General features: G+C 59.5%; 14 protein-coding genes. 1 reads left to right on the forward strand and 13 read right to left on the reverse strand.

Annotated elements, in window-relative coordinates:
• Nucleotides 1-43: 43 nt before the first annotated feature.
• A complete protein-coding gene (gene htpG / locus LIX93_RS24215; RefSeq protein ID WP_226506599.1) occupies nt 44-1,951 on the reverse strand; it encodes a molecular chaperone HtpG in 1,908 nt (635 codons plus the stop codon).
• 331 nt (nt 1,952-2,282) lie between these two features.
• On the opposite strand from htpG, the gene LIX93_RS24220 reads away from it, so the two are divergent.
• A complete protein-coding gene (locus LIX93_RS24220) occupies nt 2,283-2,564 on the forward strand; it encodes a hypothetical protein (protein WP_226506703.1) in 282 nt (93 codons plus the stop codon).
• Nucleotides 2,565-2,636: 72 nt separating this feature from the next.
• Here the strand turns inward: LIX93_RS24220 and LIX93_RS24225 are convergent, their stop codons facing one another.
• The 12 genes from LIX93_RS24225 to sdhC all read right to left on the reverse strand — a co-directional run bounded on the left by LIX93_RS24225 (nt 2,637) and on the right by sdhC (nt 17,227).
• Entirely contained in the window at nt 2,637-3,044 is a 408-nt protein-coding gene (locus LIX93_RS24225) for an MAPEG family protein (protein ID WP_226506600.1), read from the reverse strand.
• A 52-nt stretch (nt 3,045-3,096) separates the two neighbouring features.
• Nucleotides 3,097-4,074 (reverse strand): hypothetical protein, encoded by a 978-nt coding sequence (locus LIX93_RS24230; protein ID WP_226506601.1) that lies wholly within the window; start codon nt 4,072-4,074, stop codon nt 3,097-3,099.
• Between the two features lie 139 nt (nt 4,075-4,213).
• Nucleotides 4,214-5,527, reverse strand: a complete 1,314-nt coding sequence (gene brnQ / locus LIX93_RS24235; RefSeq protein ID WP_226506602.1) for a branched-chain amino acid transport system II carrier protein — start codon at nt 5,525-5,527, stop codon at nt 4,214-4,216.
• A 311-nt stretch (nt 5,528-5,838) separates the two neighbouring features.
• Nucleotides 5,839-6,726, reverse strand: coding sequence for a succinate--CoA ligase subunit alpha (gene sucD, locus LIX93_RS24240; RefSeq protein ID WP_226506603.1), 888 nt, complete (start codon nt 6,724-6,726; stop codon nt 5,839-5,841).
• Nucleotides 6,726-7,892, reverse strand: a complete 1,167-nt coding sequence (gene sucC, locus LIX93_RS24245; RefSeq protein ID WP_226506604.1) for an ADP-forming succinate--CoA ligase subunit beta — start codon at nt 7,890-7,892, stop codon at nt 6,726-6,728. The genes sucD and sucC overlap by 1 nt, the downstream gene beginning before the upstream one ends.
• A gap of 215 nt (nt 7,893-8,107) precedes the next feature.
• Nucleotides 8,108-9,544 (reverse strand): dihydrolipoyl dehydrogenase, encoded by a 1,437-nt coding sequence (gene lpdA, locus LIX93_RS24250; protein WP_226506605.1) that lies wholly within the window; start codon nt 9,542-9,544, stop codon nt 8,108-8,110.
• Nucleotides 9,545-9,645: 101 nt separating this feature from the next.
• Entirely contained in the window at nt 9,646-10,869 is a 1,224-nt protein-coding gene (odhB, locus tag LIX93_RS24255; protein ID WP_226506606.1) for a 2-oxoglutarate dehydrogenase complex dihydrolipoyllysine-residue succinyltransferase, read from the reverse strand.
• 42 nt (nt 10,870-10,911) lie between these two features.
• Nucleotides 10,912-13,743, reverse strand: coding sequence for a 2-oxoglutarate dehydrogenase E1 component (locus LIX93_RS24260; protein WP_226506607.1), 2,832 nt, complete (start codon nt 13,741-13,743; stop codon nt 10,912-10,914).
• A gap of 255 nt (nt 13,744-13,998) precedes the next feature.
• On the reverse strand, nt 13,999-14,703 hold the full coding sequence (locus tag LIX93_RS24265; protein ID WP_226506608.1) for a succinate dehydrogenase iron-sulfur subunit: 705 nt from the start codon (nt 14,701-14,703) through the stop codon (nt 13,999-14,001).
• 11 nt (nt 14,704-14,714) lie between these two features.
• Nucleotides 14,715-16,487 (reverse strand): succinate dehydrogenase flavoprotein subunit, encoded by a 1,773-nt coding sequence (gene sdhA / locus LIX93_RS24270; protein WP_226506609.1) that lies wholly within the window; start codon nt 16,485-16,487, stop codon nt 14,715-14,717.
• Between the two features lie 3 nt (nt 16,488-16,490).
• Nucleotides 16,491-16,859: a succinate dehydrogenase, hydrophobic membrane anchor protein gene (gene sdhD, locus LIX93_RS24275; protein ID WP_226506610.1), complete on the reverse strand. Its 369-nt coding sequence runs from the start codon at nt 16,857-16,859 to the stop codon at nt 16,491-16,493.
• The gene (gene sdhC / locus LIX93_RS24280) at nt 16,853-17,227 is read right to left on the reverse strand and encodes a succinate dehydrogenase, cytochrome b556 subunit (protein ID WP_226506611.1); all 375 of its coding nucleotides are present in this window, start codon (nt 17,225-17,227) and stop codon (nt 16,853-16,855) included. Before sdhC ends, sdhD begins: the two co-directional genes overlap by 7 nt.
• Nucleotides 17,228-17,472: the final 245 nt, after the last annotated feature.

Genomic DNA, 17,472 nt, shown 5'->3' on the forward strand with positions numbered 1-17,472 from the left:
TGTAACGAAAAAACCCGCCGAAGCGGGTTTGATCTGCGACTGGTTAGACTGACAGCTCAACCAGCAACTTGTTCAGGCGACGCACATACGCCGCCGGGTCTTTCAGGCTGTCCCCTGCCGCGAGTGCGGCCTGGTCGAAGAGGATGTGCGAGAAGTCGGCGAAACGGTCTTCGCTCTGCTCGTTGTCCAGTTTTTCGATCAGCGGGTGGGCCGGGTTGAATTCAAAGATAGGCTTGGAGTCCGGCACTTTCTGCCCGCTCGCTTCGAGGATCTGACGCATCTGCAGGCCCAGGTCCTGCTCCCCGATGGCCAGAATCGCCGGCGAGTCGGTCAGGCGATGCGAAACCCGCACCTCGCTGACCACATCACCCAGCGCAGCCTTGAGGCGCTCGACCAGGCCTTCCTTGTCCTTGGCGACTTCTTCCTGGGCTTTTTTGTCCTCGTCGGAATCCAGCTTACCCAGATCCAGGTCGCCACGGGCGACGTCAACGAAGCCCTTGCCATCGAAGTCGGTCAGGTAGCTCATCAGCCACTCGTCGATGCGATCTGTCAGCAACAGCACTTCGATGCCTTTCTTGCGGAAGACTTCCAGGTGCGGGCTGTCCTTGACCTGAGCGTAGGATTCGCCGGTCAGAAAGTAGATCTTGTCCTGACCTTCCTTGGCGCGAGCCAGGTATTCAGCCAGGCCGACGGATTGCTCGCCGCTGCTGTCGTGAGTCGACGCGAAGCGCAGCAGGCCGGCGATCTTCTCCTTGTTGGCGAAGTCTTCAGCCGGGCCTTCCTTGATGACCTGGCCGAAGTTCTTCCAGAAGCCCTTGTATTGCTCGGGTTCGTTCTTCGCCAATTTTTCCAGCATGTCCAGCACGCGCTTGGTCAGGGCCGATTTCATCGAGTCGATGATCGGATCCTTCTGCAGGATTTCACGCGATACGTTCAGCGACAGGTCGTTTGAATCGACCACACCCTTGATGAAGCGCAGGTACAGCGGCAGGAAGGATTCTGCCTGGTCCATGACGAACACGCGCTGCACATAGAGCTTGAGGCCGCGCGGGGCTTCACGCTGGTACAGGTCGAACGGCGCGCGGGCCGGCACGTACAGCAACGAGCTGTATTCCAGCTTGCCTTCGACCTTGTTGTGGCTCCAGCTCAGCGGGTTCTCGTAATCGTGACCGATGTGCTTGTAGAACTCCTGGTATTCCTCGTCCTTGATCTCGGTACGTGGGCGGGTCCAGAGGGCACTGGCGCGGTTGACGGTTTCCCACTCCAGCGCGGGCTGCTCTTCGCCTTCAGCGGCGGGCGCCTGCTCTTTAGGCAATTCGATCGGCAGGGCGATGTGATCCGAGTACTTCTTGATGATGTTGCGCAGGCGATAGCCGTCGGCGAACTCGTCTTCAGCCGCCTTGAGGTGCAGCACGATGCGGGTGCCGCGCTCGGCCTTGTCGACGTTGGCGACTTCAAACTCGCCTTCGCCCTTGGACGACCAGTGCACACCCTCGCTGGCAGCGGTGCCGGCACGACGGCTGAATACTTCGACCTGGTCGGCGACGATGAACGCCGAGTAGAAGCCCACGCCGAACTGACCGATCAGGTGCGAGTCCTTCTTCTGGTCGCCGCTGAGGTTTTTCATGAAGTCGGCAGTGCCGGACTTGGCGATGGTGCCCAGGTGTGTGATCACGTCCTGGCGGTTCATGCCGATGCCGTTGTCTTCGAGCGTGACGGTCTTGGCGTCTTTGTCGAAGCTCACACGAATCTTCAGCTCGCCAGCACCTTCAAGCAGCTCTGGCTTGGCCAGGGCTTCGAAGCGCAGCTTGTCGACGGCGTCGGAAGCGTTGGAGATCAATTCGCGAAGGAAGATTTCCTTGTTGGAATACAGCGAATGGATCATGAGGTGCAGCAGTTGCTTCACCTCGGTCTGGAAGCCCAGGGTTTCTTTTTGAGTTTCCACGCTCATGGTCACACACTCCAATCAGATGGCAGAAGCCGCTTACCTTGAGCTGAGCGACACGCTCGGCACTGGCCGGTTTGCGGCGGGATGAGCAACAGATGGGGGCGTGACTGAGGATTTCAAGGCCAGGTATGTCGATGCGATGCCAGGCAAATGTATCCGCACGCTGCACAGCCCGTGGCAGAGAGCCGGCTTACCTGAAACCGTGACGGGCGCGCGACGCCGAGCAAAAAACCTATAGTGATCCATCACTTGCGTTCACCCAAGTGAAAGGAACTTTAAATTGGGTATCGGCTCGAAGGGGGGCGTGAACACTATAAAACAGGAGAAACACCCCATGCGTAAATCTCTGGCATTGACCTTGATGCTGACTGCCGCCCTGGGCCTCGCGGCCTGCGACAAAAAATCCGAAGACAAGGCGCAAGACGCCCAGCAGCACGCCGAACAGGCCCAGGAAAAAATGGACCAGGCACAAAGCAAAATGAATGATGCAGCGAAAGAAAACGCTGAAGCGGCCAAAGACAGCAATCAGTCCGCTCAGGAAGCCGCCAAGGAACAGAACGGCGCGATGATGCAAAAAGCTCCGGAAACCCAGCCTGTGCCGGCCACCAAGCCGTAACTGCGTCTATCCCTGTGGGAGCGGGCTGTGTCTGCGAAAAGCTTCGCGGGCACATCGCGCCCCCACGTAGACCTAGATCGTCGCCATGACGATCTGGCGATACACCGGGCTGAGCATGATCAAGAAGGTGCAGATCAAACCGACAAGCCATACCAGGCTGCGCGGGCTCGACTTGTCGTTCCAGTACAGGAACAGATAAAGCACCCGAGTGATCACGAACAGGATCGCCAGCAGATCGATCAGCCACCCCTGAGTCTGCGTGGTGTGCGCCATCAGCACCGCCACCGCAAACAACGTGAATGCCTCCCAGCAGTTTTGATGCGCCGCCACTGCACGCGCACCCAGCCCGCTTAACTTCGCCTGCTGCGCCCGTGGATTATGGTTGTCGTAACCCTGCGCCTTCATCTCGCGAGTCACTGGCACTCGCGCCACGAAAATCAACAGCGCACTGATGAACACACACCAGAATGGAATACTCATGGGTAACGCTCCTTGATGGACGCCGTGGGCCATGCGGACGACCCGGGCCCTTTTATGTGCGTCCTAAAGCTTGGAGAACGGCGCCAGCCACTCGTTCCATATCGCCATCATCGTAACGCTGGTCGATGGGCAACGGCAGCATGCACTCCGTCCAGCGCCTGGCCGCCGCGCCCAGGGCTGGGTCATCCAGCAACTCACGCCAGTAGGTCGCCACGTAGATGCGCTGCTGCTGCAACGCGCTGCGCACCTGATTGGCCTGTTCCGCACTGGCGAGCAGCAACGGGTAGACCATGGGCGCGCTCACCCCGGCAAAAAGACTGAAGCCATTGAGCCCATCGAGGCGCTCGCGCAGCACGGCGAAGTTGGCTTGGCGACGTGCCTGGATGCGTGAGTAATCAATGCCATCGAGCAAACGCGCCGTAAGGGCCGACATGCCACGCATGCCCTCGTCGCGAATGCTGTGCTCGACCTCGATAAACGTCCCGTAAAACGGCTCTGGACCGGCTTCCAACCGCCCTATCAACGCCCGGGTACGGCCTTCGCTGCTGCCTGGCTCGAGGTCCGGTATATCCGCCGGGCCGTTGACCAGCCAGCCACCGTCCGGAACGCCAACGAACTTGCGCGGGGAATACAGCGTGGGGACGCCGTCCAGAGGCGCACTGAACAGGCTCTGAGCATTATCGATGATCAATCGCCCGGACAACGCCGGCCACAGTCGCTGGCGGATGTACTCATCCTTGAGCCCGAAGTAATTGACGTATTGCAGATACTCGTCGGCATTCAAGGTGGGCAACTCCACCGGTTGCAACTGATCATCGACTGGGTAGCGCACCACCTCCACACCCGAGCGTAGCGCAGCGTCATGCATGGTCGAACAGGTATAGTCGGGGAGGTAGAGGCGCTTGATGACGCTGGCCTGCAGCAACGCCTGCAAAGCGAAGCGGGCGCTGTTGAACCCTAGCGCCTGAGGGTACAGCGTGGTCCCGCGATTGAATTCAAGCTCGAAAAACCCGCCAATCGCCATCGCCATGTGCCCTGCTCTCCTGAGTCATTGAGTGCAGGAGCGTAGCATTTATGGGCGCGAAGAGTTCATCCTGCGGATTATGTGGCGCTCTGACAGCCCTTTCGCCGCCTAAAGCGCAACGAACAATCCGCAGGAATTCCAGGCATTACGCCACCGCATGTTCCGGCCGACCCAGCAAGCGATCACAGATCACCGCCGCCAGCAGCGCCAGCACCGACGGCACCAGCCAGGCCAGGCCTTGATCACTCAGCGGCAAGTGTGCCAACACGTCCGGCAGGTAGCTGGCGTAGCTGGTGCCTTTGATCGCATCGACCATACCGAACACCAACGCGACCAGCATCACCGGCGCCACGATGCGCCCTTGCGAATGCCAGAACCCTTTGCAAAAACTCAACGCTACCAACGCGATGCACGGCGGGTAGATTGCCGTCAGCACCGGGATCGAGAAGTGAATCAGGTTGGTCAATCCGAGGTTCGACACCAGCAACGAAAACAAGGCCAGCGCGACGACCAGGGCTTTATAGGGCAGTCGCAGCGCCTCGCTGAAATACTCGGCACACGCACAGGTCAGGCCCACCGCAGTGACAAGGCACGCCAGCGAGATCAGTACCGCCAAAAATACGCTACCGATCGACCCGAAGGTGTGTTGCACATAAGCGTGCAATACCGCCGCGCCATTACCCGCGCCCGCAGCGATGGAGTGGCTGCCCGCGCCCAAGCGGAACAGGCTGAAGTAGACCAGTGCCAGGCCAACCCCGGCGATCAGGCCGGCAATGATCGCGTAGCGGGTAATCAACTGCGGCGACTCGACGCCGCGCGAACGGATGGCATTGACGATGACGATGCCAAACACCAGCGCCCCAAGGGTATCCATGGTCAGGTAACCATTGATGAACCCCTGCGAGAACGGCGAGGCCGCATACTCGGGTACCGCGTCACCAATGGGACCAGCCGGCAGCACGAACGCGGCAATCCCCAGCGCAGCCAAGGCGACGATCTTCAACGGCGCCAGAAAGCGCCCTACCGTGTCCAGCAGCTTGCCCGGGTACAGCGAGATGAAGAACACCAGGATGAAATACACCAGGCTGTAGAGGAACAGCGGCAATGGGCCGTCACCTGTGAGCGGCGCCATGCCGACTTCGAAAGACACCGTGGCCGTGCGCGGCGTCGCGAACAACGGCCCTACCGCCAGATAGCACACCGCCGCCAGGATACCGCCGGCCACTTTGCCGATCGGGCTGCTGAGTGCATCCATGCCACCGCCGACCTTGGCCAGCGCCACTACCGTGACGACCGGCAGGCCGACAGCCGTGATCAGGAAGCCCAGCGCTGCCATCCACACATGGGGCCCCGCCTGCAGGCCGACCATTGGCGGGAAAATGATGTTGCCGGCGCCCACGAACAGGGCGAAGGTCATGAAACCCAGTGCCAGGATGTCCTGGCCTTTCAACACTTTCATCAGGGGGAAACCACACATTCAAATCGGAATTTAGAGGGGGATTTCCCAAGGGTGCGGGAAATGTGATCGGCCGCGATGGAGGCCAATCCTTAAGAGCACGTCAGCCCCTTTTGAGGGCAACACGCGCAAAGCGGCGGCTAGGGTAGCGAAAATGCGCATAAAACGCACTTTTTAAGGGCCGAGAACCGATAAAGCGCACCAGAATCAGACGCGTCCTACCTTCAATAACTGGTTGTCGAGCAGTTGCCGCCCACAACAACGACAAAGGCCACCCGAAGGTGGCCTTTGTGTGCAGAGCGATCAATCCAGCCTTAGGCCTTCTTGACTTCCCAGCCAGTCAGCTCGGCCAGGGCCTTGCCGATGTCGGCCAGCGAACGCACGGTCTTCACGCCAGCGTCTTGCAGCGCAGCGAATTTCTCGTCTGCAGTGCCTTTGCCGCCGGAGATGATCGCGCCAGCATGGCCCATGCGCTTGCCCGGAGGAGCAGTCACACCCGCAATGTAGGAAACCACAGGCTTGGTCACGTTAGCCTTGATGTAGGCCGCCGCTTCTTCTTCAGCCGAACCGCCGATCTCGCCGATCATGACGATCGCTTCGGTCTTCGGGTCTTCCTGGAACAGCTTCAGGATGTCGATGAAGTTGGAGCCCGGGATCGGGTCACCGCCGATGCCGACACAGGTGGACTGACCGAAACCGGCGTCAGTGGTCTGCTTCACGGCTTCATAGGTCAGGGTGCCGGAACGGGAAACGATACCGACCTTGCCTGGCAAGTGAATGTGACCAGGCATGATGCCGATCTTGCACTCGCCCGGCGTGATCACGCCTGGGCAGTTAGGGCCGATCAGGGTAACGCCCAGCTCGTCGCATTTGACCTTCGCGTCCAGCATGTCCAGGGTAGGAATGCCTTCAGTGATGCAGATGATCAGCTTGATGCCGCCGAACGCCGCTTCAAGGATGGAGTCCTTGCAGAACGGAGCCGGTACGTAGATCACACTGGCAGTAGCGCCGGTCTTTTCCACAGCTTCGCGAACAGTGTTGAATACCGGCAGGTTCAGGTGCGTGGTGCCGCCTTTGCCTGGGGTAACGCCGCCGACCATCTTGGTGCCGTAGGCGATGGCTTGTTCGGAGTGGAAAGTACCTTGCGAGCCGGTGAAGCCCTGGCAGATGACTTTGGTGTCTTTATTGATCAGGACGCTCATTACTTGCCCTCCGCAGCTTTGACGACTTGTTGAGCAGCGTCGGTCAGGCTGGTAGCAGCGATGATGTTCAGACCGCTTTCTGCCAGTACTTTAGCGCCCAGGTCAGCGTTGTTGCCTTCAAGACGGACAACGACCGGGATTTTCACGCCGACTTCTTTCACGGCGCCAATGATGCCTTCGGCAATCATGTCGCAGCGAACGATGCCGCCGAAGATGTTGACCAGAACGGCCGCGACGTTGGTGTCGGACAGAATGATCTTGAACGCTTCGGTTACGCGCTCTTTGGTAGCACCACCGCCTACGTCGAGGAAGTTGGCTGGCTTGCCGCCGTGCAGGTTGACGATGTCCATGGTACCCATGGCCAGGCCAGCACCATTGACCATGCAGCCGATGTTGCCTTCAAGGGCAACGTAGTTCAGTTCGAACTTGGCAGCGTGAGCTTCGCGCGGGTCGTCCTGCGATGGATCGTGGAAGCCCTTGAGCTTCGGCTGACGATACATGGCGTTGGCGTCGATGTTGATCTTGGCGTCCAGGCAATGCAGATCGCCATCAGCCTTGATCACCAGCGGATTGACTTCCAGCAGGGCCAGATCGTGGTCCTGGAACAGCTTGGCCAGGCCGACGAAGATCTTGGCGAACTGGGCGACTTGCTTGCCTTCCAGACCCAGTTGGAACGCCAGGTCACGACCCTGGAATGGCTGAGCGCCAACCAGTGGATCGATAGTGGCCTTGAGAATCTTTTCAGGAGTGTCGTGAGCGATCTTCTCGATGTCCACGCCACCTTCGGTGGAAGCCATGAACACGATACGGCGGCTCGAACGGTCTACAACGGCGCCCAGGTACAGCTCTTTGGCGATGTCGGTGCAGGATTCGACCAGGATCTTGGTGACGGGTTGACCGTTGGCGTCAGTCTGGTAAGTCACCAGACGCTTGCCCAACCACTGCTGTGCGAAAGCCTTGGCGTCTTCCTTGCTGCGAACCAGCTTGACGCCGCCCGCTTTACCGCGACCACCGGCGTGGACCTGAGCCTTGACGACCCATTCAGTGCCACCGATCTTGTCGCAGGCTTCTGCCGCTGCTTCGGGGGTGTCTACTGCGTAACCTGTCGATACTGGCAGGCCGTACTCAGCGAACAGCTGCTTACCCTGATACTCGTGAAGATTCATGCTTATTACCGTCTTCGTTAGGTACTGCGCGTTCGGCGCTGCACTGTGAAAGTGCCGCACCACCTGTGACTGCTGCTCGCAAGAACCCTATCCCGGCCGACGGCGCGTGGACCTGGCCTGAATCGAGACCTTGCGAGGTCGAGTCCGACGAACATTCCGCGGTGGGCCCTGCAGGCAGGGCTCACGACGGGCAGCGCGTCGTGGTTTCTTATTGTTTAACGCTTTTTGCGGTTGGCAATGTGGATGGCGCCGCCATTCACAGCCAAGGCCGCTTCGTGCAGGGCTTCGGACAGGGTCGGGTGCGAGAACACCATCATCCCCAAGTCTTCGGCACTGGTGCCGAATTCCATGCCGATCGCGCCCTGCTGAACCAGTTCTGCAGCGCTCGGGCCAATGACGTGAACACCCAATACGCGGTCAGTCTTGGCGTCGGCGATGACCTTGACGAAACCGCCGGTATCGTTTGCAGCCATGGCACGGCCACTGGCGGCGAACGGGAAGGTGCCCACGTTAACTTCAACGCCTTCAGCCTTCAAGGCCTGTTCGGTCTTGCCGACCCACGCGATTTCCGGGTGAGTGTAGATGACCGATGGGATCAGGTCGTAGTTCATCTGGGTCTTGTGACCCTTGATGCGCTCGACGACCATGATGCCCTCTTCAGAAGCCTTGTGGGCCAGCATCATGCCGCGGACCACGTCACCGATGGCGTAGACGCCCGGTACGCTGGTGGCACAGTAATCGTCGACGAAGATGAAACCACGTTCGTCGATGTCTACACCGCTGTCAGTGGCCAGCAATTCGGTGGTCACAGGACGGCGACCAACGGCAACGATCAGCTTGTCGAAAGTGATGGTCTGCTCGCCATTGGCGTCAGTGTAGGTGACCACGACTTCTTCGCCGTTGACCTTGGAGCCCGTGACGCGAGCGCCCAGCTTGATGTCCAGGCCTTGTTTGGTCAGGGTCTTGTAGGCTTCCTTGGACACTGCGGCATCGGCGGCGACCAGGAAGGTTTCCAGCGCTTCAAGCACGGTGACCTGAGCACCCAGACGCGACCATACCGAACCCAGTTCCAGACCGATGACGCCAGCGCCGATCACGCCCAGACGCTTAGGTACAGTCTGGAATTCCAGAGCACCGGTGGAATCGACGATAACGTTCTGGTCGACCGGAGCCGGTGGAATATCGATCGGACGCGAACCGGAAGCCAAGATCACGTTATCGGCCTCGATTACTTCAACAGTGCCGTCGACACCGGTGACTTCGACTTTCTTGCCGGCCAGCAGCTTGCCGTGGCCTTGCAGGGTGGTCACGCCGTTGGCTTTGAACAGGGTGGCAACACCAGAGGTCAGGCCTTTGACGATATTGGCCTTGCGACCGACCATGGCCGGTACGTCCATGGTCACGCCAGCGTGGTTGATACCATGGATGGCGAAGCCGGACTCGGCTTCATGGAACTTCCAGGAGCTGTCCAGCAGCGCCTTGGAGGGAATGCAACCTACGTTCAGGCAAGTACCGCCCAGGGCCAGCTTGCCCTCCTTGTCCTGATACTTCTCGATGCAGGCAGTCTTGAGGCCAAGCTGCGCAGCCTTGATGGCGGCCACGTAGCCGCCAGGGCCTGCGCCAATCACTACCAGGTCGAATTTCTGGGTCATAAATAAATTCCTATTAGCTTCAAGCTTCAAGCTTCAAGCCGTAAGCCAAGACACGCCGTGAACGGATCGAGCCTTGTCGCTTACAGCTTGCAGCTGCTGTTTCAGATATCCAGCAACAGACGAGCTGGGTCTTCCAGCAGGTTCTTGATGGTCACCAGGAAGGTCACGGCTTCTTTACCATCGATCAGACGGTGATCGTAGGACAACGCCAGGTACATCATCGGACGGATGACCACCTGATTGTTGATCGCCACCGGACGCTGAATGATGTTGTGCATGCCGAGAATGGCCGCTTGTGGCGGGTTGACGATCGGAGTCGACAGCATCGAACCGAAGGTACCACCGTTGGTGATGGTAAACGTACCGCCAGTCATTTCGTCGATCGACAGCTTGCCGTCACGGGCTTTCTTGCCATAGGCAGCGATGCCGCCTTCGATTTCAGCCAGGCTCATGCTCTCGGCGTTACGCAGGACCGGAACCACCAGGCCACGGTCGCTGGACACGGCCACACCGATATCGGCATAGCCGTGGTAAACGATGTCTGCACCATCGATCGACGCGTTGACGGCCGGGAAGCGTTTCAGCGCTTCGGTGGCAGCCTTGACGAAGAACGACATGAAGCCCAGGCGTACGCCGTTGTGGGACTTCTCGAACAGATCCTTGTACTTCGAACGCAGCGCCATGACTTCGGTCAAGTCGACTTCGTTGAAGGTCGTCAGCATGGCCATGTTCGACTGGGCTTCGACCAGGCGACGGGCAACGGTGGCACGGACACGAGTCATCGGCACGCGCTTCTCGGTGCGATCGCCAGGCGCGGTCACCACCGGGGCAGCAGCAGCTGGCGCGGCCGGCTTGGCGGCAACGGGTGCGGACTTCTTGGCTTCGATGGCGGCAACCACGTCTTCCTTGGTCACGCGGCCGTCCTTGCCAGTGCCCTTGATGCTGCTCAGGGCAATGCCGTTTTCTTCAGCCAGTTTGCGGGCAGCCGGAGCGCCGATAGGATCTTCGTCACCTGCGCCAGCGGCAGGGGCAGCGGCGGCAGTTGCCGCTACAGCTGGAGCCGCGGCGGCCGGAGCGGCAGCAGCACCGCCCTCTTCGATGGTCGCCAGCAGTTCGTCGGACAGAACGGTGTCGCCTTCGTTCTTGACGATCGCGCCCAGGACGCCGTCAGCGGTGGCCAGGACTTCGAGGACGACCTTGTCAGTCTCGATGTCGACGATCAGCTCATCACGCTTGACTGCATCGCCCGGTTTCTTGTGCCAGGTGGCAACGGTGCCATCGGCAACCGATTCCGGGAAAGTAGGGGCTTTGATCTCGATAGCCATTATCAGTAATTCCTTAAATTCGGTTTCAGTAGCGCGAAGGCGTTAGACAGTGAATGCGTCTTTCAGCAGTTTTTCCTGCTGTTCGGCGTGCATCGAAGCGTATCCGCAGGCAGGTGCAGCAGAAGCGTCACGACCTGCATATTCGAGTCCCAGCCCCTTCACGTGGTTGCCGATACTGCGACGCAGGTGATGCTGGCTGCTGTACCAGGCGCCCTGGTTCATAGGCTCTTCCTGACACCACACTGCGTTCTGCAGATTGGTGTAAGGCGCGATGGCCTCCATCAGGTCGTCTTCCGGGAACGGGTACAGCTGCTCGATACGCACGATGGCGATATCTTCGCGACCTTCGTTGCGACGTTTTTCCAGCAGGTCGTAGTAGACCTTGCCGCTGCACAGCACCAGGCGCGTGACCTTGGCTGGATCGAGGGTATCGATCTCCGGGATCACCGTCTGGAACGAGCCGTGGGCCAGATCTTCGAGGGTCGACACTGCCAGCTTGTGGCGCAGCAGCGACTTCGGCGTCAGCACTACCAGCGGTTTGCGCAACGGACGAATCACCTGGCGGCGCAGCAGATGGTAGATCTGTGCCGGAGTGGTCGGTACGCACACCTGAATATTGTGCTCGGCGCACAGCTGCAGATAACGCTCCAGACGGGCCGAGGAGTGTTCCGGCCCCTGCCCTTCATAACCGTGCGGCAGCAGCATGGTCAGACCACACAGACGGCCCCACTTGTGTTCGCCACTGGTGATGAACTGGTCGATCACCACTTGCGCGCCGTTGGCGAAGTCGCCGAACTGGGCTTCCCAGATCACCAGCGCGTTAGGCTGAGTGGTGGAGTAGCCGTATTCGAACGCCAGCACCGCTTCTTCGGACAGGAACGAGTCGTACAGATCGAAACGTGGCTGGCCTTCGAAGAGGTTCTGCAGCGGGACGTAGGTACCGGCGTCCTTCTGGTTGTGCAATACCGCGTGACGGTGCGAGAAGGTGCCACGGCCGATGTCCTGGCCGGTCATGCGGATCGGGTGACCTTCGAACGCCAGGGTCGCGTACGCCATGGTTTCAGCGTAACCCCAGTTGATCGGCAGGCCGCCGGCTTGCATTTTCTGGCGGTCTTCGTAGATTTTCGCAACCTGGCGCTGAACCACGAAGCCTTCCGGAATTTCCAGCAGCTTGGCGGACAGCTCTTGCAGGGTCTTGAGATCGAACGAGGTGTCGTGACGAGCGGTCCAGGCGTGACCCAGATACGGACGCCAGTCGACGAACAATTCCTTGTTCGGCTCCTTGACCAGGCTTTTCACCACGTGCAGACCGTTGTCCAGCGCGTTGCGGTATTCGTCGATCTGCGACTGCACGCTGGCTTCGTCCAGAGCACCGGTCTGGATCAGACTTTGCGCGTAGAGCTCGCGGGTGGTCGGCTGCTTGGCGATCTTCTGGTACATCAACGGCTGAGTGCCGCTAGGCTCGTCGGCCTCGTTGTGGCCGCGACGGCGGTAGCAGACCAGATCGATGACGATGTCGCGCTTGAACTGCATGCGGTAGTCGATGGCCAGCTGGGTAACGAACACCACCGCTTCCGGATCATCGCCGTTGACGTGCAGGATCGGCGCTTGAATCATCTTGGCCACGTCGGTGGCGTACTCGGTAGAGCGCGCGTCCAGCGGGTTGCTAATGGTGAAGCCGACCTGGTTGTTGATCACGATGTGGATGGTGCCGCCGGTCTTGAAGCCGCGGGTCTGGGACATCTGGAAGGTTTCCAGCACCACACCCTGGCCGGCGAAGGCTGCGTCACCGTGGATCGAGATCGGCAGGACCTTGTCGCCCACGCTGTCGTTGCGACGATCCTGACGGGCACGAACCGACCCCTCAACCACCGGCGAGACGATTTCCAGGTGGGACGGGTTGAACGCCATGGCCAGGTGAACTTCGCCGCCTGCGGTCATCACGTTGGACGAGAAGCCCTGGTGATACTTAACGTCGCCGGAGCCCAGCTCGACTTTCTTCTTGCCTTCGAACTCGTCGAACAACTCGCGCGGGTTCTTGCCAAAGGTGTTGACCAGCACGTTCAGACGACCGCGGTGGGCCATGCCAATGACGATTTCCTTGGTGCCGTAGGAGCCGGAACGCTGGATCATCTCGTCAAGCATCGGAATCAGGCTCTCGCCGCCTTCCAGGCCGAAGCGCTTGGTGCCCGGGTATTTGGTACCCAGATATTTTTCCAGACCTTCCGCCGCCGTGACGCGCTCAAGGACGTGGCCCTTGATCTCGGCAGAGAACACCGGACGCCCACGCACACTCTCCAGACGCTGCTGGAACCAGCTGCGCTGCTCGGAATCGGTGATGTGGGTGAACTCGGAGCCGATGGTGCGGCAATATGTCTGCTGCAAAGCCTCGAGAATTTCGCGTAGGCTCGCCTCCTCCTTGCCGATGAACAGGTCGCCGGCACGGAAGGTCGTATCCAGATCGGCATTGGTCATGCCGTACTGGTTGATTGACAGGTCTGCCGGCACCGGACGCTGCCAGAGCCCCAGCGGGTCCAGCTGGGCCGCTTGATGGCCGCGCATGCGGAAGGCCTGAATCAATCGCAGCACGCCAACTTGCTTCTTCTCGTGCTCGCTGCTCACGCTACCGGCGGAGACCGGTTGAGCGCGGCGCTGGTTCTTTGCCAGCAGCACGAAATGGTCGCGAATTGTCGAGTGCGAGACATCGGTGGCAGAACTGCCCTCGGAAGGCAGCTTCTGAAAGTAGGTGCGCCATTCTTCTGGCACAGCGTTAGGGTCGTGCAGGTAAAGCTCATAGAGCTCTTCCACATAGGCAGCGTTACCACCTGAAAGGTGGGCGCTGTTCCACATGCGCTGCATCACGCTTTCTTGCATGCTTGGTCACCCTCGGTAAGGGGACTCCATCGGCAAGATGTCGCGGCGTGCCCGAAAAGTCCCATTGGCGCGGACTGGTCAAGCTACCGAGGATCTCGCAGATAGTCCGGGTACCAGCCCGGATGCCCCTGCTGGTCTCAATACTTCAAAAGTAAAAGCTGCAACCTTGTGGGATGCCGCTTTGGTTATCACTGCAGCGCAGGTCTCATACCTGCACTGCAGCGGCTTACGGGTGCAACACTTCTTGAATCTTTGTTACACGCCGCTCGAGAGCAGCATGTTGCGAACGTGACCAATGGCCTTGGTGGGGTTCAACCCTTTGGGGCACACGTTCACGCAGTTCATGATGCCGCGGCAGCGGAATACGCTGAACGGATCATCAAGTGAAGCCAGGCGCTCGCTGGTCTTGGTGTCACGGCTGTCAGCCAGGAAACGATAGGCTTGCAGCAGTGCAGCAGGACCCAGGAACTTGTCCGGGTTCCACCAGAAGGACGGGCAGGACGTCGAGCAGCAAGCGCACAGGATGCACTCGTACAGACCGTCCAGCTTCTCGCGCTCTTCCGGCGTCTGCAGACGCTCGATGGCCGGAGCCGGCGTGTCGTTCTGCAGGAAAGGCTTCACCTTTTCGTATTGCTTATAGAAGATGCTCATATCGACGACCAGGTCACGGATAACCGGCAAACCTGGCAATGGACGGATCACCAACTTGTTACCTTTTACGACAGCGGACAGCGGCGTGATGCACGCCAGGCCGTTCTTGCCGTTGATGTTCATGCCATCCGAACCGCAAACACCTTCGCGGCAAGAGCGACGATAGGAGAAACCTTCGTCCTGCTCTTTGATCAGGGCCAGCACGTCCAGCACCATGACATCCTTGCCACCGGTGTCGATCTGGAAGTCCTGCATGGACGGCGCACTATCCTGGTCCGGGTTGTAACGATAAACGCTGACTTTCAACATGGCGGCCACCCTTAGTAGGTCCGGATCTTCGGTTCGAAGGTCGGAACGGTTTTCGGCGAGAAGTTCACGGCACGCTTGGCTACGCGCTTCTCACCCGGGAAGTACAGGGTGTGGCACAGCCAGTTTTCGTCGTCACGATCTTCATAGTCTTCACGGGCGTGCGCGCCGCGGGACTCGGTGCGATGCTCTGCGGCAATCGCGGTAGCTTCAGCGACTTCCAGCAGGTTCTGCAGCTCAAGGGCTTCGATTCGAGCAGTGTTGAAACCCTGGCTCTTGTCGTTGATCTTGACATTGGCAATGCGCTCACGCAGGCCGGCCAGCTGAGCGATGCCTTTCTGCATGAACTCGCCAGTGCGGAACACCCCGAAGTAGTTCTGCATGCAGGTTTGCAGTTCTTTGCGCAAGCTGGCGACGTCTTCGCCAGTGGTACGCTCGTTCAGGCTGTTGAGGCGCGCCAGAGCGACGTCGATATCGGTTTCGCTGGCACGACGGTAGTCGATACCTTCGTTGAGCGCCTTCTCCAGGTGCAGACCCGCCGCACGACCGAAGACCACCAGATCGAGCAGCGAGTTGCCGCCCAGACGGTTGGCACCGTGAACCGACACACAAGCCACTTCACCGACCGCGAACAGGCCCGGGATGATGGTGTCGACGCCATTGGCATCCTGAGTGATGGCCTGGCCATGAATGTTGGTGGCGACGCCGCCCATCATGTAGTGGCAGGTCGGCACGACCGGGATCGGCGCAACGGCCGGATCCACGTGTGCGAAGGTCTTGGACAGCTCCATGATACCTGGCAGACGGCTATGCAGGACTTCTTCACCCAGGTGATCGAGCTTGAGCATCACGTGATCACCGTCAGGACCACAACCGTTGCCGGCGATGATTTCCTTGACCATGGAACGCGCAACCACGTCACGACCCGCAAGGTCTTTCGCGTTCGGAGCATAGCGCTCCATGAAACGCTCGCCGTGCTTGTTGATCAGGTAACCACCTTCACCGCGGCAACCCTCTGTGACCAGTACACCTGCGCCGGCGATGCCGGTCGGGTGGAACTGCCACATTTCAATGTCCTGCACCGGCACGCCAGCACGCAAGGCCATGCCGATACCGTCACCGGTATTGATCAGAGCGTTGGTCGTCGACGAGTAGATACGACCGGCGCCGCCGGTCGCCAGCACGGTTGCGTTGGCGCGGATGTAGGTGGTTTCACCGGTTTCGATGCAGATGGCGATGACACCTACGATGGCGCCATCCTGATTCTTGACCAGATCCACTGCGTAGTATTCGTTGAGGAATACAGTGCCAGCCTTGAGGTTGGCCTGGTACAAAGTGTGCAGCAGCGCATGGCCAGTACGGTCAGCGGCGGCGCACGTACGGGCAGCCTGGCCACCCTTACCGAAGTCCTTGGACTGACCACCGAACGGACGCTGATAGATGCGACCCTGCTCGGTACGAGAGAACGGCAGGCCCATGTGCTCGAGTTCGAACACGGCCTCCGGACCTACGGAACACATGTATTCGATAGCGTCCTGGTCACCGATATAGTCGGAACCCTTGACGGTATCGTACATGTGCCAGCGCCAGTCATCGTTCGGATCGGCCGAAGCGATGGCACAGGTGATGCCGCCCTGGGCAGATACAGTGTGCGAACGGGTCGGGAAGACCTTGGTGACTACGGCAGTCTTGTGACCGCCCTGAGCCAACTGGAGCGCAGCACGCATGCCTGCGCCGCCGCCACCGATGATGATGGCGTCGAATGTATTGGTGTTGATGTTAGCCATGGATCAGATACCCCAAAGAATCTGCACGCCCCAGACGAAGTACGCGAACATTGCAACGCCGCATACGACCTGGAAGAGGAAACGCACTGCCGTCGCGGACTTGCCCAGCGCCATCGGCGTCAGGTAGTCGGTCGCGATCGTCCACATCCCTACCCAGGCGTGGGCACTGAGTGCTACCAGCGCCAGCAGGCTGAAGATGCGCATTGCGTTGTGGGCGAACAGAGCATGCCACTGGTCGTACTGCAGACCAGGGTGGGCAATGACCCATACGATCAGAAACAGGAAATAAGCCGCGAGAACGACCGCAGACACACGCTGTGCCATCCAGTCATAGAGGCCCGAACGAGAGAGGTTCGTGACGTTGGTTACCATATCCAGACTCCTGCCAGAACGATTAGCACCACGGAGATGGCGATAACGATTTTCGAGCCCAGTCGGCCGCCTTCCAGCGTCTCGCCGATACCCGAATCCATGAGCAAATGGCGTATACCGGCCACCATGTGATACAGCAGCGCGGACAGCAGAGCCCAGATCACCAGCTTCACAAGCGGGCTGGTCAGGTACGCTTTCACATCGTTGAAACCGTCTTCCGACCCCAGCGACTTGGCCAATGCGTAGAGCATGATGGCGAGGCCGACGAAGAGGATGATTCCGGTAACACGATGAAGGAATGACGTAACGCCAGTGATCGGGAGTTTGATGGTCCTTAGGTCTAGGTTTACAGGTCGTTGGCTATTCACGGCTTTTTTTCACACTGAAGAGCCCCTAGCAAGCAGGGCAAGTTGTAGGGAAAGTGTACTGGTCAGGTACGCACCACCCAGGAAGTGATCGCCCTCGGAATGGGCAAAAAAGCCCGAGGCGGTCGGCTGCCGAGTATAGACAGTTAGGCTACTAATGACAACGCACTGGCCTCCCCCGAATAGCGCATTGCATTGAACCGACAAAAGGCGTAAATGGGGCTTAAGTTCGAAGAAAACGTCATATT

This window comes from Pseudomonas sp. MWU16-30317 (assembly GCF_020515695.1).
Lineage (GTDB): Bacteria > Pseudomonadota > Gammaproteobacteria > Pseudomonadales > Pseudomonadaceae > Aquipseudomonas.

Coding starts and splice junctions, on each gene's coding strand:
- LIX93_RS24230 (WP_226506601.1), bottom strand. CDS start 4,074: ATGGCGATGGCGATTGGCGGGTTTTTCGAGCTTGAATTCAATCGCGGG.
- sucD (WP_226506603.1), bottom strand. CDS start 6,726: ATGAGCGTCCTGATCAATAAAGACACCAAAGTCATCTGCCAGGGCTTC.
- LIX93_RS24260 (WP_226506607.1), bottom strand. CDS start 13,743: ATGCAAGAAAGCGTGATGCAGCGCATGTGGAACAGCGCCCACCTTTCA.
- sdhA (WP_226506609.1), bottom strand. CDS start 16,487: ATGGCTAACATCAACACCAATACATTCGACGCCATCATCATCGGTGGC.
- LIX93_RS24225 (WP_226506600.1), bottom strand. CDS start 3,044: ATGAGTATTCCATTCTGGTGTGTGTTCATCAGTGCGCTGTTGATTTTC.
- brnQ (WP_226506602.1), bottom strand. CDS start 5,527: ATGAAAGTGTTGAAAGGCCAGGACATCCTGGCACTGGGTTTCATGACC.
- lpdA (WP_226506605.1), bottom strand. CDS start 9,544: ATGACCCAGAAATTCGACCTGGTAGTGATTGGCGCAGGCCCTGGCGGC.
- sdhD (WP_226506610.1), bottom strand. CDS start 16,859: ATGGTAACCAACGTCACGAACCTCTCTCGTTCGGGCCTCTATGACTGG.
- odhB (WP_226506606.1), bottom strand. CDS start 10,869: ATGGCTATCGAGATCAAAGCCCCTACTTTCCCGGAATCGGTTGCCGAT.
- LIX93_RS24265 (WP_226506608.1), bottom strand. CDS start 14,703: ATGTTGAAAGTCAGCGTTTATCGTTACAACCCGGACCAGGATAGTGCG.
- sucC (WP_226506604.1), bottom strand. CDS start 7,892: ATGAATCTTCACGAGTATCAGGGTAAGCAGCTGTTCGCTGAGTACGGC.
- LIX93_RS24220 (WP_226506703.1), top strand. CDS start 2,283: ATGCGTAAATCTCTGGCATTGACCTTGATGCTGACTGCCGCCCTGGGC.
- htpG (WP_226506599.1), bottom strand. CDS start 1,951: ATGAGCGTGGAAACTCAAAAAGAAACCCTGGGCTTCCAGACCGAGGTG.